Below are 24,578 nucleotides of genomic sequence, written 5' to 3' on the forward strand. Positions count from 1 at the left end.
ACAGCGAAGAACCATTAGTAATATTTCCCCGTATTTTACTAAAAACAACCGATTTAATTATAAAAAATAAATCATTTTATAATTAAAAGTGATTATATAAAAACCTTATTGAGCGAAATGGGATGGAAAAGTTCGCTTAATATGGAAGAGAATAAAATTTCTTTCTTTGAAATGGATTTTGAGTGGCCAAAAGAAGAGGCTTAAAATTAAGACTAATATTTTCTAAGCGAAGTCCGGTTGCATTTTTATTGTTACTAAGCTTCTAATAAAGAAGAATGTGGCTTAAGGAATTAATCAATTCCTCTTCGTTCTCAGTGTATCGATCAAAGACTAACGAAAAGGCGATTCCATCATTTGGAGTCGCCTTTTTAATAAAAATATTTGTAAATAGTTAATCTTCTAATTGAATGACGATTCGCGTGAACTTCAGAAAATCGTTGAGATGTTGATCTAAAATCGCTTGAAGGATGTCTAAATTAAGTGATTGATAATCATGGACGGCAATATTACGAAAACCGACCATGTTCATGAGACTAGTTGAGAGTGATGAGTCGATGAGGTGTGCTTCCTCAAGTAGCTGGAAGCCATCACGGCTTGATTTGGGTAATCCGAGTTTTCGTGTTCGTACCAGGTGCATAGCGATATCGATACTTGCTTCACATGCTCGTTGAATGTTTAAAATGATGCTATCTTGTTTTGTATAATCTTTTATATTACCTGGTTCATTCTCGTAGACATCGTGTATCCTTCGTAGGCATCGTTCAATCGTTGTTATTTTATTCAACAACACATCATTCATACTAAAAAACACTCCCTTGATCTTTGATGGCTTTCACGATTGGAGCACGTTCTTCGGCAAAAGCTGCGTACATACTATATGCTCGTATTTGTTGTCGCGTCAGTTCATTTTGATTTTGACAGTCGATGACCTGACCCTCTGTGAAAATCTGCATCGTAAAAATCGTATCGATTTGTTTGATATCCACAAGATCAACTTCACGTCCAGCTATTCTCGCCAATTTTCCAGCCAAGAGAAAGCGATCGTAAGACGAAAGTGTTTTCTCACTCAAATAAGCGATATCTAAATCGCTGTCCTCTGTCATATTGCCTGTAGCACCGGAGCCAAACAAGATAATGAAATGAGCATTGACATGTGCATTAATCGTTTGAACGAGTTGTTGTTTCAACGTCATTGATATCATGAATGTTCGCTCCTTTGAGTCCTTTTGATATCATTGTACCATGAAGAAAACAGACTAAAAATGAACTCCCTGAGGTCTCGGGAGTTCATGGTTTTAAGCCGTCACTTCACTCACCTCGTGATTAAGTTGCCATTGCACACCAAACGGATCTTCGACAATACCGTAGGCTTCACTCCAAAACGTTTTTTGAATCGGCATGATGACGTTGCCGTCTTGCGCGAGCTTATCGAATGTCTCATGAATGATTTGGACGTCCGGCAGATGAAGGGCCAGCGTGACATTCTGTCCGATCGTCACCGGATCATGTGGCATGGCATCAGAAAACATGACTCGTGTGCCGTGAACAATCAATTGCGAATGCAGGACAAGCGACTGGACGTCTTTTTCAAACGGTTGACCGTCGGGACCGTTGCCGGGACCAAACTCCATGATTTCGGGGATGTCCTGGCCGAAGACTTTGGCATAATAATGAATCGCTTCACGAGTATTACCGTTGAAGACCAAATAAGGGGTAATCGGCATAGTAATGCTCCTCTCCATTTTAAACACAGCTAACTGATGTTTATATTATACCAAACGTTTGTTCTTATTTGAAGGTTTCTGAGATAAATAATGAAAGCGATATCATTTATTTTGCGAATTCTAATTAAATTCTAAAAAAATGGTTGTATCTTTCCAAATCGCAGTCTATACTAAATTTATCGAAAGCGCTTTCGTTGAAATGGAGTGGTTACATGGGTACAATTTATGATTTAGCGAAAATAACCGGTTTTTCGATCACGACGGTCTCAAAAGCCTTAAATAACTATTCCGATGTCAGTGAGAAGACAAAAGCAAAAATCGTTCAGGCAGCAGCCGATATGGGCTACTTACCAAACGCCCATGCCCAGTCTCTCTCGACGAAACGGTCCTGGACAATCGGCGTCATGTTCTCGGAAGCACACGGCGTCGGGATGATGCATCCGTTCTTTAACGCAATCATCGAAAGTTTCCGAAAAGCAACAGAGCAACAAGGTTATGACTTAATCTTCGCTTCAAGGAATTTACGCAATCGGGACATGAGTTACCTCGAGCATTTCCGGCACCGGGCGGTCGACGGCATCGTCGTCATCTGTTCCGATCAAATGGATCAACATGTTCAGGAATTGATTCAAAGTACGATTCCAATCGTTGTCGTTGATATGGACAGTACGGATTGCAGTGTCGTCTTCTCGGATAATCTGACCGGCGGCGAACTTGCCGTCAATCACTTACACCAGCTCGGTCATCGACTAATCGCCCATATCGCGGGGGATCCGACGACTGACGCAGGATCGGCACGAATCGAAGGGTACAAACAAGCAATGGGACGTTTAGGATTACCGATTCCTGACGGATATATCGTCAGCGGAGGATTCTTTTCGGTTGAAGAAGGAAAACAGGCGATGCAAGAGTTACTCGCACTGCCGGAACGACCAACGGCTGTTTTTGTTGCAGGTGACCAAATGGCCATCGGTGCAATCGACGCGATTCATGAAGCCGGTTTACGGATTCCGGAAGATCTTTCGATTGTCGGCTATGATGACATCGAACTGGCCAAGTTCATTACACCGAAGCTGACGACGGTCCGGCAAGATACGGATACGATCGGGCAACATGCAGCAAACCTTTTGATTGAACAAATTGTCAACAAAAAGCGGGTCATGACGACGGATATCATTCCGGTCGACTTGATCGTCCGCCAGTCGACGGGACCTGTCAAAGCATAATACTTTTTCGAAATCGCTCTCGCAGGTTGTCTTCGAGAAAACGCGAGAGCGGTTTCGAAATCCATACTATATTTTTTGCACGTTTCCGAAAGGGCTTTCGGAACTTTTTTCAGACCATTTTCGAAAGCGCTTTCGATATTTTTTGAATAATAAATGAGACCGCTTACTTAGGGGGCTACTAAAACCAGACAAGGATGGGATGACATGAAAAAGAAGTTTGTCAGCATATTAACAATCGGCGCATTAACAGCAAACGTTTTAGCAGGATGTTCAGGCGGCGAAGAGGAAAAAACGAGCGGCGGCAATCGCCACAATGTCGATCTTTAAATTCATCGGTTCGTGGAAGAACTACATCATGCCGCTCGTCCTGTTTTTCTCACCGAAAAAAATACACATTACTGGTCTTGATGGGCTTCCTTAAAGAATCACAAGTCGCAGAAAATCTCGGCTCGTTTTATCTTGGGATCGCGATTTTCGCCGTACCGATTATGATGGCTTTCTTGTTTCTATCGAAATACATCGTCAGCAGCATCTCAGCTGGTGCCGTCAAAGATTGAACTACCTCCACCTACGCTGTGCTTAGATGTGGAAGATTCCTGATTTATCCGACCTATCGATCGAAATTTGATCAGGCTAACCCCGTCGTCCCGACGGTTGAAGAAGCCAAGATACGCTCGGCCTCTTGTTTGAGATTCAGTCCTGCGTTCACATCACGGTCGTGATGGACCCCGCAACTCGGGCATGTCCACTCACGCAAACCAAGATGTTTCACGTCTTTGTTTTGATGACCGCAACTGGAGCAGAGTTGGCTCGAGGCGAACGTATTCCCGACCTTCACGACGGTCTTCCCGTACCAATCTGCCTTGTACTCGATCATACGGAAGAACTCCGACCAACTGACCTCAGAGATGGACTTGCTTAACTTGCGGTTCTGCTGCATGTTCTTCACCTGCAAGGTCTCGATGCCGATGATGTAGTGGTTTTTGACGATTTCGGTCGAAACCTTGTGCAGGAAATCGGTCCGCTTGTTTGCAATCTTCTCGTGGATACGGGCGACCTTCCGCTTTTGTTTTTGATAGTTCCTCGCCTCGGAAAGCGTGACTTTCTTGTTCAAAGCGATGAGCTGACGACGGGACAACTTACGTTGTTCACGCACTAGTCTCTTCTCGAGCGTGCGGAAGCAACGGTCGTTCTTGTACACCGTGCCGTCCGACAGGATGGCAAAGTTCTTGAGTCCGACGTCGACTCCGACGGATGAGCCCGTCTTCGGCATTTCGTTGATCTCCTGCTCGACGAGCAGGGAGACGAAGTATTTTCCTGAAGCATTGCGGCGTATGGTGGCGTTCAAAATGCGTCCTTCGACCTGCTTGGAGTGGGCGAAACGAACCCATTTGAGCTTAGGAAGTTTGAGTCTGCTTGCATGAATCGAGATTTCAGGAAGTTGAGACTTTCCTTGGATATTCGTCTTGTAGGATTGAACAGGTTTTCGCTTCGACTTGAATCGAGGTCGTTCGTTCTGTTTCTTGAAGAAGCGATCATACGCATCAGCCAGATGCTTGACGCTAGTTTGCACGGAAGTGCTGTCTACTTCCTTCAACCAGTCGAACGCTTCCTTTAACATCGGAATTTCTTTGGAACAAGAACCATAAGATAGTCCTTTCCCTGTCGCTTTGTAGGTTTCTTCCCACTTCGCTAAGAAGTGGTTGAAGACGAAGCGTGAACAACCAATCGTTTTGGCAATCAGAATTTTTTGCTCTTTTGTCGGGTATATTCTAAATTTGTAAGCCTTGTATTTCAACATGATTTTCACCTCCTTAAAGAGAATATACCCGAAATGAAAGCTGGTGATTCATCTCCCGCTTTCATTTGGGCTTCGCCCTTAACGCTTAGAAGTGAGAGTATCCTTACCTGATTTTAATAAATACACCGGTAAGGACTACCACTTCCCGGACAGCGGACAGCTTGAACAATGGCATACGTATGCTGTCGATTATGTCCGGGTCTATGATTTGACGAACCGCGACTACCGTGAACCGGTCGACCCGGTGACACGTGACTTTACGTTCAAGACCAATCCGGCAAAAGGACAGGCCGCGACTTTGACACAACAAGGTGTCCAGCCAAAAGAAAACCATCAGTATGTCCTGCGTTTTAAAACGAAAGGGGAACGAATCAAAGAACTGCAAGTCAAGCTGACGAAGTCGACCGGTCGCCGCTGAAAAACGGTTCGTTCTCGGACGGACTGAACTTCTGGAGTTCATACGTCCATTATGACGCGCAAGCGGTCGTCTCAACGGTCAATGACGCCGCGAAGCTCGCCATCGCATCAGAAGGACAGGAACCATGGAGCGTTTTGCTTGAGCAAGGCAACTTACAGCTTGTCAAAGGGCAGACGTACCAACTAACGTTTAAGGCATCGTCAACGGTCGCCCGGCCACTTGAAGTGACCGTGGAAAACGCAGCGTATACACGTTACTTCAGTGAAATCGTCGAACTGGGCACGGAAGCAAAAACATATCAGTTTGACTTTACGCTCGGTCAGGATGATACAGCCGGACTGAAATTCCTGCTTGGGAAAGCAGCCGGTTCACCGTTCGCGGCACATGACGTGACGATTGATGATGTGAAGTTAGAACTGAAGTAAGAGAACACGGAATCAAGAATAAAAGCATCCAAGACTACCCTCGTTTTGATGTACAGGGAGAACCTGGATGCTTTGTTTTTTGTATTAAAAGGGATTTAAAACCAATTAAGAGAATATGACACTAATACAATTTCATACTTAGGAGGAACACAACCATGGTTCGTTCGACAAAACAGTATATCGTTTTATTTGTCGTGCTTTTGCTTGCGACGATCGGTATCAATGCCTGGCCGGCGAGTATTCATCCCGACGGTACGATTGGTCTGCTTCAAAGCGTGTCTTCGCTTGTCTGGCTGGTCTTTTTGATTGGTTCGGTAATGCTCGTACGCGAAGAAAAGACGCTTTTGTTTGTGTTCTATTATCTAAGCTTCGGGTTTGTTGCCGGCACCGTGGTCTATTTAGTCACGTTCTTTGAGCGGTACTGGTTAGGGGACCTTTGGTTTGATCTCGTCTCCGGCATTCAATATCCGTTTTACTATTTGTTTACCGTCCCGTTGTTTGGGTTCAATGCCTGGTTTGATGTTCCGTACGGACACTTTGCGATGTTTGCCGGGTTTTCCTATATCGTGCTGGCGATTGGCGTAAGTGTCCGATCCAAAAAATTAGAGGCGAAGCGGTTGTGGTACTGATCGTTATTTATTTTGCATAAACGAGATCATTCAACCGAATCTTTACTTTAAGGGAGGTCTGTCGCGAAGCGATGGATCTTTTTTTGGTTCACAGAAACTGTCTGACAAATCATCCCTGTAAAAATCAAAAATTCAAAACATATTCTAAAAAAATCCTCTATAATCAAATTATCACTAAAATTTGGAATTTTAAAATTGAGGAGGAATAGACATGAACAAAGCAGTAAAACTCATCATGACAGGTGTACTCAGCCTTTCTTTGATCAGCGTGACTTCAGCTGAAAGCCATGCGGCAACAAAAGCGAAGGCATTCAAGAACTGTACAGAGATGCAGAAGAAGTACAAAGGCGGCGTTTCGAAGAAAGCTGGACTTAAAAACCGGACAGGATACGACAAAAAAGGGAAAGCTATCTATAAAGAAACGAAATACAAAGCCTATGTCAGCTTAGCAACGTACAAACTTAATACGAAAAGCGACCGTGACAAAGACGGTATCGCCTGCGAACGTTAAAAAAAGACCCGCTTCCGATTTTTTCGGAAAGCGGGTCTTCGTCTGTTTAGTTGAAGTTTTTCTTGAGGAAGTCTGTGACTTCTTCCGGTGTTTTTGCGTTGGCACTGTGCAAGTGACCCAGTTTCTCGTTATTTTGGAAGACGAGTAAGCTTGGAATACCCATGACGACGTTGTCTGATGCGATTTCCGGGAATTCATCTTTGTCGATTGTATAGATCGGCAGTTCGCTGAATTGTGATTCGACATCCGGCATGAAGTAGTCCATCCGTTTACAGTCTGGGCACCAGTCGGCTTCGAACTTGATGATGACCGGTGTTTCGCTTGCGATTAACTCTTTGAATGTATCTTCACTCTTAATGTAGTTACTCATGTATTAGTTCCCCCTGTTGTTGGTGTGTATCTTTAGTCTACTGATTCCAGACGCAAGATGCACGGATTATGATTGAAGAAGGTCCGGGTTCTGCAAAAATGTTGTAGAAGAAAATACCTAAAGTATGCGCAAATTGCACAAGAAGCACCAATCCACAATAAAATATCATTTGCCTTCAGGAAACACTATTGGTCTTTTGTTAATTAACTAGTTTTAAGCAAAATGATTTCTATAGACCCACTTGATTTTGACCTGTTACGATGAGGTTTGCTAATTGACAGAGCGAGTGGGGGCGACAGAAATGGATCAGCAAAAATATGATAATTTAAAGCTTGGTGAGCGTGGTGCGATCATTAGCATCATTGCCTATATTGTTTTATCAATTGTTAAATTGATTGTCGGCTACACGGCGGATTCAGCGGCCTTACGGGCGGATGGTTTAAACAATACGACCGATATCATCGCGTCGATTGCCGTCTTGATCGGGTTACGAATTTCAAGACGTCCGGCAGATGACAACCATAAATACGGACACTGGAAAAGTGAGACGATTGCCTCGATGGTCGCTTCCTTCATTATGATGGCCGTCGGATTACAGGTCTTGATCGATACCGTTTCGACGTTATTCGAAGGAAAACAGGAGTCACCGGACATCGTCGCGGCTTACGTCGGAATCGGTTCCGCCGTTGTGATGTATTTCGTCTATCGTTACAATCGAAGCCTGTCACGGAAAATTAACAGTAAAGCGGTCATGGCGGCTGCAAAAGATAACTTATCCGATGCCTGGGTCAGTATCGGGACGACGATCGGGATTATCGGTTCCCAGTTCGGGATGCCGTGGCTGGATACGGTGACGGCAATCGTCGTCGGATTCCTGATCTGTAAAACGGCTTGGGATATCTTCTCGGAAGCGTCCCACGAATTGTCGGATGGATTTGATGAACAGAAGCTGAAGATGTATGAAGATGTGATTTTTGATTTAGAGGGTGTCAAAGGAATCAAGTCGATCAAGGGACGGAATTATGGGAATAATGAAGTCGTTGATGTCGTGATTCTCGTCAACTCGCAATTGAACGTCCATCAAGCCCATGATATCGCGACGAAAGTCGAAGATACGCTGACGGATGAATATGGTGTCTACGATATTCATGTCCATGTTGAGCCGGAATGAAACAGATAAAAGGAACGCTCGTCTTCTGACGACCGTTCCTTTTTTTAATTGGAAGGTTTATAACCCCTCACTGCAACGGTATGGAATTGCCTTGAGACGGGACCTTCGACCAATGCGATATCGGAAAATCCGTGCTTTTTTGCCGCGGGCAGGAGTTCGTCTTGGACTAGATCTCTCACGCCCGTCCACATGACATCATTTTTACCGTCACAGAACGTGATGACTAAATGACCCCCTGGTTTTAATGCGTGATAGAGAGCAGCCAAGGTGCCGGAGATGTTTTCCCAAAAATAGAGTGTGTGTATGGTAAATACTTTATCGAACTGTTCCTTTTGAAACGCCAATTGATTTAAATCGCCATACAGCACATCGACCCGATTGGATTGGATCGCCTCTTTGTTTCTTTTTTGTACCGACCGCAACATAGCAGAAGAAGAATCGATACCGGTAATCTGCTTTGCGTCTGTTTGATGTACAAGTCGTTCGATGGCATAACCTGCACCGCAACCTAATTCCAAAATGCTGTCCTCTTTTTGAACAGCCAACAAATTAATCGTCCATTCTGTTTCAGGTTGGTGTTGCCTGACCATCTTTTCCCCGATATAGGTTCCGAACCGTCCTGTCGGATGTGCGTATTGCTGATCAATTAGACGTTTAATGGATGCAATGATAATGATCCGCTCCTTCCTCACGATTCTCTCAATTTTATGTCTCTTTCATTATACGTGAGATGAATCATGTCCTCGTTGTAAATATGTGCAGTTTCACATTGTTTCTGCGTTGACATTCAGTCTAAATGGGCGTAATTTAGTTTACATAGATAATCGTTCGATATGGAACAATTCAAAATGGAACACGGAGGTGGAAGGATGGAAACAGAGCAAAAAGAGCCGGTTCGTTCAACGGCCATGATGCAGTCGTTTTGGAATGTGCAGCGTCATCTTGTCCGCGCGGCGCATCAGACAGCGCAGGAAAATGGACTCAGTTTACCACAATTTCACAGCTTGATGACGATTGCCCCAAGAAGTCCAATCACACAAAAGGAACTTGCCGCGCATACGCACTTACCGAAAAGCACCCTCAGTCAATCGATAGAAGGGTTGGTGCAAGCGGAGTGGGTCATCCGGGAAACGAATCCGGACAACCGACGGGAAGTCGTCTTACGTTTAAGTGATCACGGACGGCAATTCGTCGAGACGATCAAACGGCAGGAAGCCGGTATGCAACAACGGCTCGAGCACGTCCTCGATCAAATCGATCCTGCCGTCTTTGAGCAGATGTTGCAGACGCATGCGCAGATCGCAGAAGGACTAAAAGAAATTTTGGCACCAGGAAACGGAGGCTGTACAGATGATTAAGTTACTCAAAAATCTGACCACCTATAAATGGGCAGTCTTGGCCGTCTTGATCCTGGTCTTCGCCCAGTCGATGTCGGATTTATACTTACCGACTTTGATGGCCGACATCATTGACAAAGGGGTCGTGACAGGGGATACGGCGTACATTTGGAAAATCGGGGCTGTCATGCTCGGGATTACCGGACTTGGCGCACTCGCGGCGATTGCTGCCAGTTATTATTCCTCGAAAGCCGCGATGGGACTTGGACGCGATATCCGCCGAAAAGTCTTTAACCACGTCGAACGCTTTACCTTACAGGAGTTTGATCAAGTCGGAACGGCTTCATTGATCACACGGACGACAAATGATATCACCCAAGTTCAGCAGGTCGTCATCATGATGCTCCGGATGGTCGTCAGTGCGCCGATCATGTTCGTCGGTGGACTGATCATGGCGGTCTCGAAAGATGCTAAATTATCACTTGTCATCGTTGCGGCGATGCCGGTGTTGGTTGTCTCGATTCTGTTGATTCTCTGGAAAGGAGTCCCGTTGTTCGGCCAAGTCCAAAAACGGCTTGACCGCTTGAATCTCGTTTTACGGGAAAACCTGACCGGGATTCGTGTCATCCGGGCCTTTAACCGGGAATCCCAGGAGAAAGTGCGGTTAACAAAAGCGAATGCGGATTTAACGGATGTCTCGATCAAGGTCAATAAAATCATGGCCTTTTTGATGCCGGTCATGATGCTCGTGATGAACTTGACGGTTGTTGGTGTCATCTGGTTCGGTGGTATCCGGATTAACAACGGCGGGATGCAGATCGGAGATTTGATGGCGTTCATTCAATACGTCATGCAAATCATGTTTGCCCTCGTCATGGCGTCCGTCATGTTCGTCATGATTCCCCGGGCGGCGGTCTCGGCGAAACGGATTAATGAAGTCCTCGAGATGGAGCCGACGATGGTCGACGCCGGAACCGCTTCTGCGGATAAAGAACGCGGCACGCTCGTCTTTGACCGGGTGACGTTCAGCTATCCGGGAGCCGAGGCACCGGTCTTATCGGATATCAGTTTTACTGCCCGACCGGGAGAAATTACGGCCGTCATCGGCGGGACCGGTTCCGGGAAATCAACGCTCGTCAATTTGATTCCGCGGTTTTATGACGTGACGGATGGCAGCATCCAAGTTAACGGTGTCGACAGCCAAGCCGTTCCGCAAGAAGAATTACGTTCGAAAATCGGCTTTGTCCCGCAAAAAGCGTTGCTGTTCACGGGAACGATTGCGGATAACATCCGGTTCGGGAAAGAGGACGCGACGGACGAAGAAATCCGGCATGCGGCGCACGTCGCTCAAGCGACAGATTTTATTGAACGGATGCCAGACCGGTATGACTCAATGATTGAACAAGGGGGATCAAACGTATCCGGTGGTCAAAAACAACGTTTGTCGATTGCCCGGGCGCTTGTCCGCAAACCCGACATCTATGTCTTTGACGACAGCTTCTCGGCGCTTGACTTTAAAACGGATGCAACCTTACGCAAAGCCCTAAAGCAGGAAACCGAGGACGCGACCGTTCTGATTGTCGCCCAACGCGTCAGCACAGTCATGGACGCCGATCAAATCATCGTCCTCGAAGAAGGTCGGATTGCCGGCATCGGAACGCATGATGAACTCTATGAAACAAACGAAGTCTATCAGGAAATCGTCAAATCCCAACTGTCAGAGGAGGAAATCGCATGAGTACCAGTAATACGAAACGACCTGCCGGCGGTCCTCCAGGTGGCCCGGGTGGTGGTCCCGGCGGAGGGAACATGATGATGATGGGCGAAAAACCAAAAAACTTTAAAGCGACGTTCCGACGGTTGCTCGGCTATCTGAAACCACGCCGGAACGCTCTCATAGCGGTTTTTGTCGCAGCCATTCTCAGTACGATCTTTATGATTGCCGGACCGAAAATCATGGGAACGGCAATTACGGAACTATTTGAAGGAGCATATGCCAAGTTTCAGGGGGTACCGGGAGCAGCAATCGACTTTACGAAAATCGGACAGATTTTGCTGTTACTCGCCGGACTGTATGTCATCAGCAGTCTGTTCAGTTACCTGCAACAGTATCTGATGTCCGGGATTGCGCAAAAAACCGTCTATGATTTACGGGAAGATGTCAATCAGAAGCTTGAACGTTTACCGCTCAAGTATTATGACGGCCGTCCGAACGGGGAAACACTCAGCCGGGTCACGAATGACATCGATACGATCGGGAGTACGTTACAACAAAGTGTGACGTCATTCATCACGTCAATCGTGACGATTGTCGGGATCTTAATCATGATGCTGACGATCAGTCCGCTGTTGACGTTGATCTCGCTCGTCTCGTTACCGATCTCGATTTTCGCGATTCGTCCGATTTTGAAACGGTCGCAAAAATACTTTGCCGATCAACAACGGACACTCGGACAACTGAATGGTCATGTCGAAGAGATGTATACGGGGCATCCGGTCGTCAAAGCGTTTGGTCATGAACGCAGAGCGGTCGAACAGTTTGATACCGTTAATGAAGAATTATATGAAGCGGGACGAAAAGCGCAGTTCATTTCCGGAATCATCATGCCGATGATGATGTTCATCGGGAACATCAGCTATGTCCTGATCAGTGTCGTCGGCGGGATTTTAGTCACCCAGCGCAGCATCTCGATCGGAGATATTCAAGCGTTCATCACCTATACACGCCAGTTCACACAACCGATCACACAAACGGCCAATATCGCGAACATCGTTCAGTCGACGGTCGCCGCTGCCGAGCGGGTCTTTGAGTTGTTGGATGAAGAAGAGGAAGTCAAGGAAGTAACGACGCATCACTTGACGAAAGCCGACGGAGCCGTTGCGTTCGAGCATGTCGACTTCGGTTACGGCGAACAGCTGTTGATTGAAGACATGAACATCGACGTCAAACCGGGTCAGACGGTTGCGATCGTCGGTCCGACCGGTGCCGGTAAAACGACACTGATCAATCTGTTGATGCGCTTTTACGAGTTGAATCGTGGTGTCATTCGGATTGACGGGATCGATACACGGAAGATGTCACGCGAAGATTTACGGACGACGTTCGGCATGGTCCTGCAGGATACGTGGCTCTTTAACGGTACGATCCGTGACAATCTCGCGTACGGAAAAACCGGGGCAACAGAAGACGACATCGTCGAAGCCGCGAAAACAGCCCATGCGGATCACTTCATCCGGACATTGCCGGACGGCTACGATACCGTCCTGAACGAAGAAGCGTCGAACATCTCGCAAGGGCAAAAGCAACTGTTGACGATTGCCCGGGCGGTCCTCGCCGATCCACCGATCATGATTCTCGATGAAGCCACGTCAAGTGTCGATACGCGGACGGAAATCTTTATTCAACAGGCGATGAAACGTTTGATGGAAGGGCGGACAAGTTTCGTCATCGCCCACCGTCTGTCGACGATTAAAGATGCCGATTTGATTTTGGTCATGGATCAAGGGCGGGTCATTGAACAGGGCACACATGAAGCCTTGCTCGAAGCGAACGGCTTTTATGCCGATCTTTACAACAGTCAGTTCTCGGAAAAAGAAGTCGTTTAAGATGGACGCGGTCAAATTATTTCGGTACGTCGGCGAAACCATGACGGCGGAATACTAAAAAATAAATAGCTTTTCCAAAATGGATGGTTCTGATCAGAATCATCCATTTTTTTAAATACTATTCACAAACTGCCACTTTCAGGTTAAAAGTGGTTTAGTAATTCCTTTAGCCGGGGAAATTAAAGAAGTGTCGGAAATATATTATTTAGAGATGAAGGAGTGTGGCAGGATGAACAACTTTTGGAACACGACGTCATTTGACGTCAACGGGATTCTAGGAACTCTCGGAAACATTTTAGGAGCACTTATCGTCTTCTTGATTGGATGGCTGATTGCGAAACTGATCGCAAACGGTATTCAAAAGGCATTGGAAAAATCGGGTGTCGTCAACAAATTGTCACCACAAAAAGAAGGTACACCACCACAAAAGAAAAAGTGGACGCCTGAAAAAATTATCGGGACAGTCATTTTCTGGGTCTTGATGGTTTTCGTTCTCATCCTCGTCTTTAACATCTTGAACTTGAACATCATCGCAGGACCGCTTGCGGATACGATGAGCACATTGCTCGCAGCGATCCCGAACATCCTGAAAGCAGCATTAATTCTTCTTTTGGCTTACGTCATCGCGGTCGTACTGCGCATGGTTATCGTCAAAGGCGGAACGAAATTGATGTCGAACGAAAAAGTCCGTTCGAACAAAATGCTTCAAGGTCAAACGGATCTTTCGAACTATCCGAAGATTGCAGGCGAAATCGTCTTCTATCTTGTCTTGTTATTGTTCCTACCAGGTGTACTGGGTGCGCTCAACATTGAAAGTGTTTCTGAGCCGTTCAGCCAATTACTCTCGTCGTTCCTTGGATTCATCCCACGTCTGATTGCTGCAGCAGCGATCTTCTTCGTCGGATTCCTCGTTGCGAAAATCGTTCGCGATATCGTCACGAACTTCCTGCATGCAGTCGGTACAGACAAATTTGCTTCACGCTTCAACATCGGTACAAACGAACAAAAAGATACAAAATCACTTTCTTCCATCTTAGGGACAGTCGTCTTCATCCTGATCTTAATCCCGATCACGATTTCGGCACTTGACCAGCTCAACATCAAAGGGATTACAGGACCAGCCATCAACATGTTAAATGATGTTCTTGGTATGATTCCGAACATCATTATCGGTGTCGTCTTGATCCTTGTCGGTCTTTATGTCGGTCGTTTCGTTAAGAAATTCGTCGCAGACCTCTTGTCACGCCTCGGTTTCAATAACTTAACACGCCACTTGAAAATCGGTAACTGGGATGCAAACAATGCCTCGACATCACCATCATCCATCGTTGGATCACTCGTTGAAATCGTCATCGTCGTCTTGTTCGTCGTTGAAGCCTTCAACTTAATCGGTCTCAACTTCATGGTTGATCTTGGTCGCGCGGTTCTTGCTTTCCTTCCAAGCGTCTTGACAGCGATCATCATCTTGGCCATCGGTATCATCATCAGCAACTTGGTGAAACGCACAATGGACAGCCTGTTTGCTAACTCAGATTTAAAAGTTCTTTCAAGCGTCGCAAAATATGCCATCCTTGCTCTTGCTGTCTTCATGGCACTTGATCAACTTGGTGTTGCTGCTACAATCGTTAACTCAGCGTTCATCTTGATCCTCGGTGCTGTTGCTCTTGCTTTCGGACTCGCGTTTGGCTTAGGTGGCCGTGATAATGCATCACGTTACCTCGATCGTCTCCAGAAAAAAGCAGAGAATGCAGATATCGACACATCGAACCTGCCGTCAAACCACACATCGTCTGCTTCGACGAAGCCAAGCTTAAAAGAAGCAGCAAAAGGTGCTGCGTCAAAAGCAGCAGATGACGTCACACCAGATCAAGCACCAAAAGCTTCTAAACCATCATCTTCTACGAACGTGAACCCGACACACGGTACACCAAAAGGGGCACTTCCTGAAAATGATTTAGCACAACAAGACGATTACCCGATCGATTCGGACACGAACCGTGGTCCGAACTTAGATCACCCGAATGATCGTCCGTAACCGAAACGAAAACTCCTTCACCGAGCGGTGGAGGAGTTTTTAGTACATTAATGCATGTCTACATATTTGTATTGTAGTAAAACAACAAAACTGGTTTGACCATTTTGTGAAAAAAAACAGAAACTTTTGCTTATAAAAGCTGACATCCTTTGTTATGATGAAAAGGTCAATTAGAAAAATGATTTGAATATTCAGAAAAAAGAGAAAGTTCGGAGGGTGTTTTATGAGTTTGCTTCGTAAGAAAGATGTCAGTGTGATGATGGATCAAAAGAGCCATTCCAAACTGGCGCGGCATTTATCAGGCTTTGATTTAGTTTTACTTGGGATTGGTGCAATCATCGGGACAGGGATCTTCGTCCTGACCGGAACAGGAGCGTTGTATGCAGGACCCGCATTACCGGTTGCCTTTATTATTTCTGCTATCGTCTGTGCATTAGCAGCTCTCTGTTACGCCGAGTTCTCATCGATGATTCCCGTCTCGGGTAGTGTTTACACGTACACCTATGCCACGATTGGTGAACTGGTTGCCTGGATCATCGGTTGGTGTTTGATCCTGGAATATGGTTTAGCATCGAGTGCCGTTGCAACAGGCTGGTCCGGTTATTTCCAGTCGTTGTTATCCGGATTCGGTGTCAGTCTGCCGACAGCATTAACAGCAGCACCAGGTGCTGTACCAGGCAGCGAAACATTCTTTAACTTACCGGCGTTCCTGATCTTGATGGTCATCACGCTGTTGCTCTCAATGGGAATCAAGGAAACAAAACGCGTCAACAATATCATGGTTCTTGTTAAAGTAGCCGTCGTTGTCTTGTTCATCGTCGTCGGCATCTGGTATGTCGAGCCGGGCAACTACACGCCGTTCGCACCGTTCGGTATCAGTGGTGTCCTGCAGGCTTCAGCCATCGCCTTCTTCGCATACCTCGGTTTTGATGCCGTTACGTCAGCGGCAGAAGAAGTCAAAGATCCGGGCCGTAACTTGCCGATCGGGATCTTGGGATCACTTGCCATCGTTACCGTACTATACGTCGTCGTATCCGCCATCATGGTCGGAATCGTACCATTCAAACAATTTGAAGGGGTCGACAGCCCGGTTTCGTTAGCCTTAAAAGTAGCAGGTCAGGACTGGGTTGCAGGTTTCGTCGACTTAGGTGCCATCGTTGGTATGACAACTGTTATCCTCGTCATGACATTTGGTCTGGTTCGTCTCCTGTTCGCGATGAGCCGTGATGGATTATTGCCGAAAATCTTCTCGGACGTGAATGAAAAATCACATACGCCTGTCAAAGCAACATGGATTCTTGGTACGACTGCCGGTTTGATTGCTGGGTTCGTTCCGCTCGGTACACTGGCAGAATTGATCAATATCGGAACACTCGCAGCATTCGCTCTGATTTCAATTGCCGTCGTCATCTTACGGAAAACGCGTCCTGATCTGAAGCGGGCGTTCAAAGTGCCATGGGTTCCATTCTTACCGATTTTTTCCGTCCTTTCCTGTATCATGTTGATGTTGAACCTTCAAACATTCACATGGATTGCTTTCTTCATCTGGACCGCAATTGGCCTACTTGTCTACTTCGGATATGGAAGAACACGCTCAAAACTGCATTAATAGCACTTATGCCATCCAGGACCGCTTCTGGATGGTTTTTTATTTACTTCTGGCAGGAATGAACATCGGAAAAGGCGAACGGTTGTAGGGAAAGGGGCGATCCGAAATGATTCATATTAAACAGGCACCTGATACAGAAACAGCATATTTAGTCATGAAGGAAGGTTTCAGCGATTACATGATTCCACTAGGTCTTTCACCTGAAGTGTTTCAGGAACGAATCTTAGAACGTGACGGCAACCAACTGGAACATTCGTTCATTGCCTATCACGGGGAACGACCGGTCGCGATTTGGTTGAACGGGCTGAAGACCATCAAGAAAAAAACGGTCATGCGTTGTGGGGGACTGGCGGTCGATCCGCAGTACCGGCGTCTTGGAATTGCCAAAGCCTTGTATGAAGCACAGCTGAGTTATGCCAAATCTTTGAATATCGATTGCTTGATGCTTGAAGTCATTCAAGGAAATGAGCCGGCGATTACCTTATACGAGAGTTTCGGTTATCAAACTGTCAGTGAACTCGGTTATTTTCATAAAGAAGAACAGGGACAGGTTGAACCGCTTGTTGAAATTGATCAAGTGGCTTTTGAACGGCGGTACATACAGCAGGACGAATACATTTGGCAACAGGATCCGGGCGTTATGAAACTGGCGAAAGCCCGTTACTACGAACTCGATGGTGCCTTTATTGCCGCAGTCAATGAATCAATTTTTGCCATTTTGACAGATGAGGAAGAAGTTGCCCGGGTCGCGACCGAAGCAACACGCCGATTGGCAGGTGAACACTATCATCTGCAATCAACGAATCAGCAGGTGTGGGAAGAATTACTCAAAGCCGGTTGGAAACAACGGGACCTCAAACAATTCATCATGCAAAAACCAATCAGTGTCTAAACAAACGGGATCTACAGAACGGCCATTGAGGCGACTCTGTAGATCCCGTCTTTTGTTACATCCATAAGCTGATCATGACGATGACGGCAAAGATCACGAATAAGATACCTGTGCCACCAAGCATGACCAACATGATTTTGTTCATCATAAAACATCCTCAAATCTGTAGAAAACTACGTTTTTGTATGACTGAGCCTTAAAAATAGAAAACCAAAATCAACCTACGTTCGTATACTCCAATAGATTGATCTTCAAGAGACTAGTGAGTACCTGGTTACGATTGGTTCAGATAATCCTCAATCATCACGCGATGCGAGCCGACGATCTGCTCCGGTAAATCGGTCAGAGGGAAATACGTTAACGCAACACTTTCTTCGCTGATGCGCAAGGTTCCGGTCGTTTTGGAAGCGACATAAGCCAGCGTGACGCTTTGAAACACATCACCGTTCGCAAGCGTCGTGACATAGTTTTTTCCGGAATAGACACCGAGTAACGTCAAGTCTTCAGCGACAAGACCTGTTTCTTCCAACAGTTCACGGCGTGCAGTTTCGTCTGTTGACTCCGCCCATTCCATCAAACCGCCCGGTAGTCCGAACCGGGCTTGTGTTTCATTGCGTTGTTCAAGTAAAATTTGGCCGTTCGTGACGACAAGCACGACGGCACCGACTAGAATCAGCGGGGTCTGTCCGATTTGCTTTCGGAGTGTCTCGACATAACTCATCGCGGCACCCCTTGATGAAACGGACAGCCGGTTGGCTTGGTTGTTTTTTCAACAGTCGCAGAACGGGCAAAGAAATTCGGACGCTTGACGGCCGGATCGAAATCTTTGTGGAAGACATGCGTCGCGGCACCGCTCATGGGCGGTACGAGCCAGGACCATTCTCCGGTTACGTCCCGTTCACAGGCCGCTTCATTTTTTTCGAACCGGGCAAATTGTTTCGTCGCCGTATGATGGTCGACAATCGTCACGCCGGCCCGTTCAAACGAATCAAGGACGGCGTAATTGAGTTCGACGAGTGCCCGGTCTTTCCATAATGACCGTTCGCGGGATGTGTTCAGTCCAAGTTGCTCCGCGACCAGCGGCAAGAGGTTATACCGATCAACATCGGCCAAATTTCTTGCGCCGATTTCAGTCCCCATGTACCAGCCGTTAAACGGGGCGCACGGATAGGAGATACCGCCGATTTCAAGACGCATGTCAGAAATCATCGGGACAGCATACCATTTGACGGTATGGTTTGCGAACAAGTTAAAATCAGGATGTTGAATCGTGACTTCAAGCACCAGTTCATCCGGAATCGGATGCAGACTGACTTGTCCGTCGAGTTCGATCAGTAACGGCAGAAGATCAAAGTCGGTTCCTTGTCCACTCCATCCGAACGACTCACAAAGCGAGGTGAATGCAATGGATGCCGGATCACCAATGATACCATCCGGGGTGTCGTAACCGGCATAACGGATTAATTGATGGTTCAAGATGCGGACCCGGTCGGGATCAAAAATCGTAATCGTCGAACGGATCCGTCCATCATTGGTTGCATACTCCATATGATGAAACAAGGTGTCGCGGATCGATTCCACAGTCAGGGCATCCCGGGCGTCAATGACGTGAAGTTGCTCCCAAAAGAGGCGCCCGATACAGCGGTTGCTGTTCCGCCAGGCAAGTTTTGCTCCATAAGTCAGTTCTTGAAGCGTTTGAGTATACGTACCTGTCCGCAAAATTTCTTCGCGGACTTCGTGCAGACGATGTGTTTCTTGCGGGTATTGTTCTATATAGTCATGGAAAAAGCTTTCGGCTTCTGTGAGTAAAGTAGACACGGCGTAAATCCTTTCTTCATCCAACACGACGATTGTTCTTGCTTCAGTGTACCGTTTGCTTGAGCGTTGTGCCAAACGATAATCGCTAAACACTTATTTACAAGTTCAAAAGACGTTAAAAGTTTGAAAGTAGTGTCGAAAGGGGGATAGAGGAAAGAACTATTTGAAAGTGAGGAAATTGTTATGTCATTATTAAAACCTGTATTTGCCCGTTTTTTTGGCGAAGCCTTTTTTGATAAATCGGCTCAACTCGCCTATTATCTGATGTTGTCCTTATTCCCCTTTTTGTTATTTGTAGTTGGATTAGTATCCTTTTTACCGTTCACATCAGGAGACGTTCTTGATTTAATCCGTCCGTTCGCTCCGGCGGAAACATATGAATTGATCCGGAAAAACGTCGTCGGGATTTTTGATGACGGGGGATTGAAACTCGCCTCGATCAGTTTCCTGGCAGCCTTTTGGCTCGCTTCGATGTCGGTGCAGTCATTGGTTCGATCATTGAATGATGCGCTGGAAGTAACGCGGAAAGTGCCGTTTTGGAGAGGGTTACTGCAGGACTTCGGTTTTACGGTCGGCATGATGGTTATTTTACCGATGTCGCTTCTCGTTCCGGTTGCTGAAAAGTTAACGCGGCGTTTCATCACGCATTTTGCCATCGTCAATGATGTCGTCACGAACTACTCCTGGATTTGGTTTTTATTCCGTTGGGGACTCGGATCACTGTTCCTGTTGGTCTTCTTCATTCTGCTGTATCGTGTTCTGCCGAGCGTCCGGTTGACAGTCCGTCAAGTCTTGCCGGGTGCGTTGTTTGCGACAATCGCCTGGCAGGCTGTTTCTGAATTCTTCTCGTATTACGCGGAATTCGGCAGTTACGACCGTCTGTATGGACAACTGGCCGGAATTATCGTCCTGATGACGTGGTTCTATTTGTCATCTGTCGTCCTGATGCTCGGTGGATTGATGAACGCCGAACGGATGCGTCAAAAGAAAGAAGCGAAAGTCTTAAAACCTGAAAAAATCAAACAAGAGACTGTCCGTTAAGGGCAGTCTTTTGTTTGACGTTGAATTACTTTTTGATAGAAGAATACACCGATCAAACCGGTCGTAAACAAGGCGAGCAGAAGTAACGAGAGTTGTTCATAGTGCGTAGTTTTTAAGAACACGCTGGCTGCAACGGCGGCATAAAAACTGCCCAGACTCTTTTTGACGAATTGACTGCTGAAGAGATTGAGGAATGATGCGCCAAGCGGCGAGCCGATGAGTGCTCCGATGATTAAAGCAATCCCTAAAGCAAGCGGAGCCTGTGTACCTGACATGAAGTAACTCGTAACGCCGCCGAGTACAATCAACGTAGCTGCCGCAATACTTGTTCCGATTGCTTGCTTAAGCGGGAAACGAACCCATCCCATCAAGAGTGGTGTCAGTAAAAATCCACCGCTGACCCCCATCAAAGACGACAGGATTCCGGCAGCGGCACCGATTGCGACCAGTTTATAAAACGAGGCGTGCGGCACAGATGTCTCCCGAACCACTTTTTTAGCCGGTTTCAAAAACTGAATGGCAAACAACAGGAGCAGGACGATGTAAAGGGTGGAGATGACCGTATCGGCACCGCTGTGCCGTTCCATCCAAAAGACGACAGGCGTAATCGCAGCGGAGCCGATGATACCGGAAACGCCAATCGTGACAGCATCCCGAAGGTGAAAGTTATTTTGACGGAGATGGGCAAAGGTGCCTGTCACCGTCGAACCGAGTGTCAAAAGCAAACTTAAGACGATTGCGGTGCTCGGGGTGTATCCTAATATCAATAAAAGAGGGGTCAGGATGATGCCCCCGCCGATTCCGAAAAAACCGGATAGAATGCCGATTGCGGCTCCGAGTACAAGAAAAAGTAATAAATCCAAGAGTGTTCCTTCTTTCTATAAAGTGATACAGATGACTCTACGGGGAAAGTAATGATTAGGAAAATGAATTATACTGATCGTAACGATTAGAAAAATAAATGAGGTGAATCTATGAATTTTAATGAACTGAAGACCTTTGTCGCGTTGGTCGAAACAAAACATTTTACGAAAACAGCGGACCGCTTATACATTTCACAGCCGACGGTCAGTCTCCATTTAAAACATTTGGAAGAACATTTTGGACAAAGTTTAATTCATCGCCATACCTTTAATAAAACGATTGAAATCTCGGAAGCGGGATGGATTGTGTACCGGCATGCCAAGGAAATTTTGCACCAAGCGATCCGGCTCGAGCAGGAAATGGATGAGTTGGAAGGCATTACACGCGGGACGCTCAGAATCGCGGCCACACATACGATCTACGAAGCGATGTTAGAAGAGATGATTCACGACTTTTTGCTGGTCTATCCGGATGTTTCCGTCGATGCGCGCGTCATGAATCAGGAACAAGTCGAACAGGCCTTGCTCCATTACGAGATTGATTTAGGTATGGTAGAAGGACTGCATCGCTCGCACCAAATCGAAGCCATTCCTTTTGCGACAGATCGACTGCGCATCATCGGTCATCATCATCTGGTTCCGGAACAGGCAACCTGGATTTACCGGGAAGAGGGATCAGCCGCACGTTTAGCACTGGAAACGTGGTTGCAGACACAAGCAATTGTTCCGAAGCGGATAATCACGGTATATTCCAACCGGTTAATTAAACAGTTAATCAAAAATGGAACGGGGATTTCGATTCTTTCGGAACGTTTGGCGGGAAGCCTGCTCGAATCAGAACGGTTTCAGACATATGATGATTCGCAGATTGATCCAAGGATGTTTCAATTCATTACGCTTAAAGGAGAGACAACCCGTCTGTCCCAAAAATGGATCAATCAACACGGTGGATCCGACTAAAAACTTTTTCGTTGACATATACCCCTGTAGGTATTATTGTATGGAATGTAGCCATTAGGTATGACACAGGTCACACGGAAAAAGGAGAGTGTTCTTCGCATGGAAAAAGTGTATGAAGACAAAATCATTCACCGGATGAACCGGATTGAAGGTCAGCTTCACGGTATTATCCGGATGATGAAAGAAGAAGCGTCCTGTAAAGATGTTGTCACTCAACTCAGTGCGACAAGAAGCGCGATTGATCGTGTCATTGGACTTGTCGTCAGTGAAAATCTAATTGAGTGTGTCACGAATGACGAAACCGACGATAACCATGAACAGGCTGTAGCAGAAGCGGTTCAACTATTACTGAAAAGCAGATAAAAAATTTTACAACGATTAATACCCTTAGGGGTAAAATAGATGGAGGAATTTTTCAGATGTCAGAGATTAAAAAAACAACGATTGTATTGTTCAGTGGAGATTACGATAAGGTCATGGCAGCGTATATCATTGCCAACGGAGCAGCCGCTTACGACCACGAAGTGACGGTTTTCCATACATTCTGGGGATTAAACGCGATGCGTAAAGACGAGCCGATTCAACCGGATAAAACACTACTTGAAAAAATGTTCGGTAAATTCATGCCGCGCGGTGCCGACAAAATGCCGCTCTCAAAAATGAACTTCGGTGGTGCCGGTCAGAAGATGATCAAAAACGTCATGAAAAAACACAATGCGATGCCGCTTCCCGATTTAATCGAACTGGCGAAAGAACAGGATGTAAAACTGGTTGCTTGTACGATGACAATGGATCTGCTCGGTTTAAAGCAGGAAGAACTGCATGATCGGATCGAATATGCCGGTGTCACAGCGTACCTCGCGGATGCTGAAGACGGAACCGTCAACCTGTTCATCTAATTTCGAGGAGGACTGATGCAAGTGGATATCCTGAACATCGTATTTCTAGTGATTGTTGCCTTTCTCGCTTACCGGATGTTTGCACCGACAAAAGGTGTCAACAAACTGTCAGCAACTGAACTGAAACAGCATTTAGGTGACCGTAACCGATTTTATTTGGATGTCCGGACACCGGGTGAGTTCAAAGGAAATCACATTAAAGGATTTAAGAACATTCCGCTTCAAATATTACCGTCTCAACTTGACAAGATTCCGAAAGACAAAGAAGTCATCGTAATCTGTCAAAGCGGAATGCGTAGTAAACAAGCGGTCAAACAATTAAAAAAAGCCGGATACAGCCACGTAACAGAGGTATCAGGCGGAATGAATGTTTGGCGTTAAAAAAAACGAGGAGGAATAACAAATGAAACGATTCACAGCAAAAGAAGTACAGGAAAAGCTAGAGAGCGGAGAACAACTTAACATCATTGATGTCCGGGAAGCGGACGAAGTCAAAGAAGGAAAAATTCCGGAAGCAATTCATATTCCACTCGGACTCGTTGAATTCAAAATGAATGAACTTGATAAGAAAAAACAATACGTCATGGTCTGCCGTTCAGGTGCCCGTAGTGGCCGTGCAGCCACTTATCTTGAGGGACAGGGATTTGATGTCATCAATATGGATGGCGGTATGATGGCATACGAAGGTAAAACCAACTAATTTTTTTAATCTTAATTATACCCCTAGAGGTAAAAGGAGCGAATACTTTTGCAGACAATCAAAACAGATATCGTACTCGACGCACGTGGCTTAGCTTGCCCGATGCCGATCTCTGGGCCTGGGCAAACAGTACAGGCAACCAATACCTCGGAACGATTGAAGACGGCGATGTTCTGCGTCATTACGTCCGGAAAGCTTCCGGTAATGATCAGGAAGTGCCGGCGTTCGAACAAATCGTCAATAACGAGACGGTCGAAGTTGCTCGTCAGAACGCGGATACGCTTGTTCTCGATGTCCGGGAAACGGCAGAATATGCGTTTGCACATATTCCTAGTGCGGTAAACATTCCGCTGGGTGAACTGGAAGAACGTATCGAAGAACTCGATATGTCTAAAACGATTTATGTGGTCTGCCGGACAGGCAGCCGGAGTGACTTGGCTTGCCAACAACTCGATGCTAAAGGATTCAACGTTCAAAATGTCGTTCCCGGTATGAGTGACTGGGCATTTGATACAGAAAAAAACGTTTAATCCGTAAATTACT

At 46.2% G+C, this 24,578-nt stretch carries 29 protein-coding genes and 1 pseudogene; 21 read left to right on the forward strand and 9 right to left on the reverse strand.

The genetic code is table 11. The features are described from left to right. Positions 1-391: 391 nt before the first annotated feature. The 3 genes from hepT to ACP26N_RS01855 all read right to left on the reverse strand — a co-directional run bounded on the left by hepT (position 392) and on the right by ACP26N_RS01855 (position 1,724). A complete protein-coding gene (gene hepT, locus ACP26N_RS01845; RefSeq protein WP_071499451.1) occupies positions 392-799 on the reverse strand; it encodes a type VII toxin-antitoxin system HepT family RNase toxin in 408 nt (135 codons plus the stop codon). A gap of 1 nt (position 800) precedes the next feature. Continuing rightward, a complete protein-coding gene (gene mntA / locus ACP26N_RS01850; RefSeq protein WP_426354596.1) occupies positions 801-1,202 on the reverse strand; it encodes a type VII toxin-antitoxin system MntA family adenylyltransferase antitoxin in 402 nt (133 codons plus the stop codon). 93 nt (positions 1,203-1,295) lie between these two features. Beyond that, positions 1,296-1,724 carry a VOC family protein gene (locus ACP26N_RS01855; protein ID WP_426354597.1) on the reverse strand — a complete coding sequence of 143 codons (429 nt, stop codon included), beginning with the start codon at positions 1,722-1,724 and terminating at the stop codon, positions 1,296-1,298. Positions 1,725-1,936: 212 nt separating this feature from the next. Between ACP26N_RS01855 and ACP26N_RS01860 the strand changes: the two genes are divergently transcribed. The 3 genes from ACP26N_RS01860 to ACP26N_RS01870 all read left to right on the forward strand — a co-directional run bounded on the left by ACP26N_RS01860 (position 1,937) and on the right by ACP26N_RS01870 (position 3,507). Continuing rightward, positions 1,937-2,950, forward strand: a complete 1,014-nt coding sequence (locus tag ACP26N_RS01860) for a LacI family DNA-binding transcriptional regulator (RefSeq protein WP_131973356.1) — start codon at positions 1,937-1,939, stop codon at positions 2,948-2,950. A gap of 204 nt (positions 2,951-3,154) precedes the next feature. Next, entirely contained in the window at positions 3,155-3,277 is a 123-nt protein-coding gene (locus ACP26N_RS01865) for a hypothetical protein (RefSeq protein WP_426354599.1), read from the forward strand. Positions 3,278-3,357: 80 nt separating this feature from the next. Next, positions 3,358-3,507 carry a hypothetical protein gene (locus ACP26N_RS01870; protein ID WP_312846456.1) on the forward strand — a complete coding sequence of 50 codons (150 nt, stop codon included), beginning with the start codon at positions 3,358-3,360 and terminating at the stop codon, positions 3,505-3,507. 71 nt (positions 3,508-3,578) lie between these two features. On the opposite strand, the gene tnpB is transcribed toward ACP26N_RS01870, so the two are convergent. Further along, a complete protein-coding gene (tnpB, locus tag ACP26N_RS01875) occupies positions 3,579-4,751 on the reverse strand; it encodes an IS200/IS605 family element RNA-guided endonuclease TnpB (protein WP_426354600.1) in 1,173 nt (390 codons plus the stop codon). 91 nt (positions 4,752-4,842) lie between these two features. On the opposite strand from tnpB, the gene ACP26N_RS01880 reads away from it, so the two are divergent. The 4 genes from ACP26N_RS01880 to ACP26N_RS01895 all read left to right on the forward strand — a co-directional run bounded on the left by ACP26N_RS01880 (position 4,843) and on the right by ACP26N_RS01895 (position 6,734). After that, on the forward strand, positions 4,843-5,169 hold the full coding sequence (locus tag ACP26N_RS01880) for a hypothetical protein (protein WP_426354602.1): 327 nt from the start codon (positions 4,843-4,845) through the stop codon (positions 5,167-5,169). Between the two features lie 23 nt (positions 5,170-5,192). Further along, positions 5,193-5,594 (forward strand): carbohydrate binding domain-containing protein, encoded by a 402-nt coding sequence (locus ACP26N_RS01885; RefSeq protein WP_426355380.1) that lies wholly within the window; start codon positions 5,193-5,195, stop codon positions 5,592-5,594. Positions 5,595-5,749: 155 nt separating this feature from the next. After that, a complete protein-coding gene (locus tag ACP26N_RS01890) occupies positions 5,750-6,223 on the forward strand; it encodes a hypothetical protein (protein ID WP_426354604.1) in 474 nt (157 codons plus the stop codon). 211 nt (positions 6,224-6,434) lie between these two features. Beyond that, positions 6,435-6,734, forward strand: a complete 300-nt coding sequence (locus tag ACP26N_RS01895; RefSeq protein WP_114597016.1) for an excalibur calcium-binding domain-containing protein — start codon at positions 6,435-6,437, stop codon at positions 6,732-6,734. A gap of 46 nt (positions 6,735-6,780) precedes the next feature. Here the strand turns inward: ACP26N_RS01895 and ACP26N_RS01900 are convergent, their stop codons facing one another. Further along, on the reverse strand, positions 6,781-7,104 hold the full coding sequence (locus ACP26N_RS01900; RefSeq protein ID WP_012369239.1) for a thioredoxin family protein: 324 nt from the start codon (positions 7,102-7,104) through the stop codon (positions 6,781-6,783). Positions 7,105-7,405: 301 nt separating this feature from the next. Between ACP26N_RS01900 and ACP26N_RS01905 the strand changes: the two genes are divergently transcribed. After that, entirely contained in the window at positions 7,406-8,275 is an 870-nt protein-coding gene (locus ACP26N_RS01905; protein WP_214855556.1) for a cation diffusion facilitator family transporter, read from the forward strand. A gap of 44 nt (positions 8,276-8,319) precedes the next feature. Here ACP26N_RS01905 and ACP26N_RS01910 read toward each other — a convergent pair whose 3' ends face one another. After that, positions 8,320-8,967 carry a class I SAM-dependent methyltransferase gene (locus ACP26N_RS01910; protein WP_426354607.1) on the reverse strand — a complete coding sequence of 216 codons (648 nt, stop codon included), beginning with the start codon at positions 8,965-8,967 and terminating at the stop codon, positions 8,320-8,322. Positions 8,968-9,144: 177 nt separating this feature from the next. Here ACP26N_RS01910 and ACP26N_RS01915 point away from each other — a divergent pair, with 177 nt between their 5' ends. The 6 genes from ACP26N_RS01915 to ACP26N_RS01940 all read left to right on the forward strand — a co-directional run bounded on the left by ACP26N_RS01915 (position 9,145) and on the right by ACP26N_RS01940 (position 17,754). Next, positions 9,145-9,633 (forward strand): MarR family winged helix-turn-helix transcriptional regulator, encoded by a 489-nt coding sequence (locus tag ACP26N_RS01915; protein ID WP_426354609.1) that lies wholly within the window; start codon positions 9,145-9,147, stop codon positions 9,631-9,633. Beyond that, complete coding sequence (locus ACP26N_RS01920) at positions 9,626-11,350, forward strand: ABC transporter ATP-binding protein (protein ID WP_426354610.1); 1,725 nt, start codon at positions 9,626-9,628, stop codon at positions 11,348-11,350. The genes ACP26N_RS01915 and ACP26N_RS01920 overlap by 8 nt, the downstream gene beginning before the upstream one ends. Beyond that, positions 11,347-13,218 (forward strand): ABC transporter ATP-binding protein, encoded by a 1,872-nt coding sequence (locus ACP26N_RS01925; RefSeq protein WP_131973350.1) that lies wholly within the window; start codon positions 11,347-11,349, stop codon positions 13,216-13,218. The genes ACP26N_RS01920 and ACP26N_RS01925 overlap by 4 nt, the downstream gene beginning before the upstream one ends. A gap of 229 nt (positions 13,219-13,447) precedes the next feature. After that, the gene (locus ACP26N_RS01930; RefSeq protein WP_426354611.1) at positions 13,448-15,253 is read left to right on the forward strand and encodes a mechanosensitive ion channel; all 1,806 of its coding nucleotides are present in this window, start codon (positions 13,448-13,450) and stop codon (positions 15,251-15,253) included. Positions 15,254-15,476: 223 nt separating this feature from the next. Continuing rightward, on the forward strand, positions 15,477-16,862 hold the full coding sequence (locus ACP26N_RS01935) for an amino acid permease (protein ID WP_426354612.1): 1,386 nt from the start codon (positions 15,477-15,479) through the stop codon (positions 16,860-16,862). Positions 16,863-16,968: 106 nt separating this feature from the next. After that, entirely contained in the window at positions 16,969-17,754 is a 786-nt protein-coding gene (locus ACP26N_RS01940) for a GNAT family N-acetyltransferase (protein WP_214855564.1), read from the forward strand. 274 nt (positions 17,755-18,028) lie between these two features. On the opposite strand, the gene ACP26N_RS01945 is transcribed toward ACP26N_RS01940, so the two are convergent. After that, a complete protein-coding gene (locus tag ACP26N_RS01945) occupies positions 18,029-18,475 on the reverse strand; it encodes an NUDIX hydrolase (RefSeq protein WP_214855567.1) in 447 nt (148 codons plus the stop codon). Next, positions 18,472-19,572, reverse strand: coding sequence for a nitric oxide synthase oxygenase (locus tag ACP26N_RS01950; protein WP_426354614.1), 1,101 nt, complete (start codon positions 19,570-19,572; stop codon positions 18,472-18,474). The genes ACP26N_RS01945 and ACP26N_RS01950 overlap by 4 nt, the downstream gene beginning before the upstream one ends. A gap of 183 nt (positions 19,573-19,755) precedes the next feature. On the opposite strand from ACP26N_RS01950, the gene ACP26N_RS01955 reads away from it, so the two are divergent. Further along, positions 19,756-20,613, forward strand: coding sequence for a YihY/virulence factor BrkB family protein (locus tag ACP26N_RS01955; RefSeq protein ID WP_114597028.1), 858 nt, complete (start codon positions 19,756-19,758; stop codon positions 20,611-20,613). Here ACP26N_RS01955 and ACP26N_RS01960 read toward each other — a convergent pair. Then, positions 20,610-21,476, reverse strand: a complete 867-nt coding sequence (locus tag ACP26N_RS01960; protein WP_426354617.1) for a sulfite exporter TauE/SafE family protein — start codon at positions 21,474-21,476, stop codon at positions 20,610-20,612. The genes ACP26N_RS01955 and ACP26N_RS01960 overlap by 4 nt on opposite strands. A 111-nt stretch (positions 21,477-21,587) precedes the next feature. Between ACP26N_RS01960 and ACP26N_RS01965 the strand changes: the two genes are divergently transcribed. From ACP26N_RS01965 to ACP26N_RS01990, 6 genes and pseudogenes are all read left to right on the forward strand, one after another. After that, complete coding sequence (locus ACP26N_RS01965; protein ID WP_131503354.1) at positions 21,588-22,436, forward strand: LysR family transcriptional regulator; 849 nt, start codon at positions 21,588-21,590, stop codon at positions 22,434-22,436. Positions 22,437-22,535: 99 nt separating this feature from the next. Then, a complete protein-coding gene (locus tag ACP26N_RS01970; RefSeq protein WP_012369256.1) occupies positions 22,536-22,799 on the forward strand; it encodes a metal-sensitive transcriptional regulator in 264 nt (87 codons plus the stop codon). Between the two features lie 56 nt (positions 22,800-22,855). Then, positions 22,856-23,335, forward strand: a complete 480-nt coding sequence (locus ACP26N_RS01975) for a DsrE/DsrF/DrsH-like family protein (protein ID WP_426354618.1) — start codon at positions 22,856-22,858, stop codon at positions 23,333-23,335. 15 nt (positions 23,336-23,350) lie between these two features. Further along, positions 23,351-23,716, forward strand: a complete 366-nt coding sequence (locus ACP26N_RS01980; RefSeq protein WP_131503356.1) for a rhodanese-like domain-containing protein — start codon at positions 23,351-23,353, stop codon at positions 23,714-23,716. A gap of 22 nt (positions 23,717-23,738) precedes the next feature. After that, positions 23,739-24,035, forward strand: a complete 297-nt coding sequence (locus ACP26N_RS01985) for a rhodanese-like domain-containing protein (protein WP_426354620.1) — start codon at positions 23,739-23,741, stop codon at positions 24,033-24,035. 48 nt (positions 24,036-24,083) lie between these two features. Continuing rightward, a pseudogene (locus ACP26N_RS01990) lies at positions 24,084-24,565 on the forward strand (sulfurtransferase TusA family protein). Positions 24,566-24,578 lie beyond the last annotated feature (13 nt).

Source organism: Exiguobacterium sp. R-39, from assembly GCF_049942815.1.
Classification (GTDB): Bacteria; Bacillota; Bacilli; order Exiguobacteriales; family Exiguobacteriaceae; genus Exiguobacterium_A.

Excerpts from the sequence above, each read along its gene's own strand:
- ACP26N_RS01855 (WP_426354597.1), bottom strand. The coding sequence starts at position 1,724 with ATGCCGATTACCCCTTATTTGGTCTTCAACGGTAATACTCGTGAAGCG.
- mntA (WP_426354596.1), bottom strand. The coding sequence starts at position 1,202 with ATGATATCAATGACGTTGAAACAACAACTCGTTCAAACGATTAATGCA.
- ACP26N_RS01985 (WP_426354620.1), top strand. The coding sequence starts at position 23,739 with ATGAAACGATTCACAGCAAAAGAAGTACAGGAAAAGCTAGAGAGCGGA.
- ACP26N_RS01975 (WP_426354618.1), top strand. The coding sequence starts at position 22,856 with ATGTCAGAGATTAAAAAAACAACGATTGTATTGTTCAGTGGAGATTAC.
- ACP26N_RS01965 (WP_131503354.1), top strand. The coding sequence starts at position 21,588 with ATGAATTTTAATGAACTGAAGACCTTTGTCGCGTTGGTCGAAACAAAA.
- ACP26N_RS01865 (WP_426354599.1), top strand. The coding sequence starts at position 3,155 with ATGAAAAAGAAGTTTGTCAGCATATTAACAATCGGCGCATTAACAGCA.
- ACP26N_RS01940 (WP_214855564.1), top strand. The coding sequence starts at position 16,969 with ATGATTCATATTAAACAGGCACCTGATACAGAAACAGCATATTTAGTC.
- ACP26N_RS01970 (WP_012369256.1), top strand. The coding sequence starts at position 22,536 with ATGGAAAAAGTGTATGAAGACAAAATCATTCACCGGATGAACCGGATT.
- ACP26N_RS01905 (WP_214855556.1), top strand. The coding sequence starts at position 7,406 with ATGGATCAGCAAAAATATGATAATTTAAAGCTTGGTGAGCGTGGTGCG.
- ACP26N_RS01895 (WP_114597016.1), top strand. The coding sequence starts at position 6,435 with ATGAACAAAGCAGTAAAACTCATCATGACAGGTGTACTCAGCCTTTCT.
- hepT (WP_071499451.1), bottom strand. The coding sequence starts at position 799 with ATGAATGATGTGTTGTTGAATAAAATAACAACGATTGAACGATGCCTA.
- ACP26N_RS01900 (WP_012369239.1), bottom strand. The coding sequence starts at position 7,104 with ATGAGTAACTACATTAAGAGTGAAGATACATTCAAAGAGTTAATCGCA.
- ACP26N_RS01915 (WP_426354609.1), top strand. The coding sequence starts at position 9,145 with ATGGAAACAGAGCAAAAAGAGCCGGTTCGTTCAACGGCCATGATGCAG.
- ACP26N_RS01935 (WP_426354612.1), top strand. The coding sequence starts at position 15,477 with ATGAGTTTGCTTCGTAAGAAAGATGTCAGTGTGATGATGGATCAAAAG.
- ACP26N_RS01920 (WP_426354610.1), top strand. The coding sequence starts at position 9,626 with ATGATTAAGTTACTCAAAAATCTGACCACCTATAAATGGGCAGTCTTG.
- ACP26N_RS01925 (WP_131973350.1), top strand. The coding sequence starts at position 11,347 with ATGAGTACCAGTAATACGAAACGACCTGCCGGCGGTCCTCCAGGTGGC.
- tnpB (WP_426354600.1), bottom strand. The coding sequence starts at position 4,751 with ATGTTGAAATACAAGGCTTACAAATTTAGAATATACCCGACAAAAGAG.
- ACP26N_RS01980 (WP_131503356.1), top strand. The coding sequence starts at position 23,351 with ATGCAAGTGGATATCCTGAACATCGTATTTCTAGTGATTGTTGCCTTT.
- ACP26N_RS01860 (WP_131973356.1), top strand. The coding sequence starts at position 1,937 with ATGGGTACAATTTATGATTTAGCGAAAATAACCGGTTTTTCGATCACG.
- ACP26N_RS01930 (WP_426354611.1), top strand. The coding sequence starts at position 13,448 with ATGAACAACTTTTGGAACACGACGTCATTTGACGTCAACGGGATTCTA.
- ACP26N_RS01890 (WP_426354604.1), top strand. The coding sequence starts at position 5,750 with ATGGTTCGTTCGACAAAACAGTATATCGTTTTATTTGTCGTGCTTTTG.
- ACP26N_RS01945 (WP_214855567.1), bottom strand. The coding sequence starts at position 18,475 with ATGAGTTATGTCGAGACACTCCGAAAGCAAATCGGACAGACCCCGCTG.
- ACP26N_RS01955 (WP_114597028.1), top strand. The coding sequence starts at position 19,756 with ATGTCATTATTAAAACCTGTATTTGCCCGTTTTTTTGGCGAAGCCTTT.
- ACP26N_RS01870 (WP_312846456.1), top strand. The coding sequence starts at position 3,358 with ATGGGCTTCCTTAAAGAATCACAAGTCGCAGAAAATCTCGGCTCGTTT.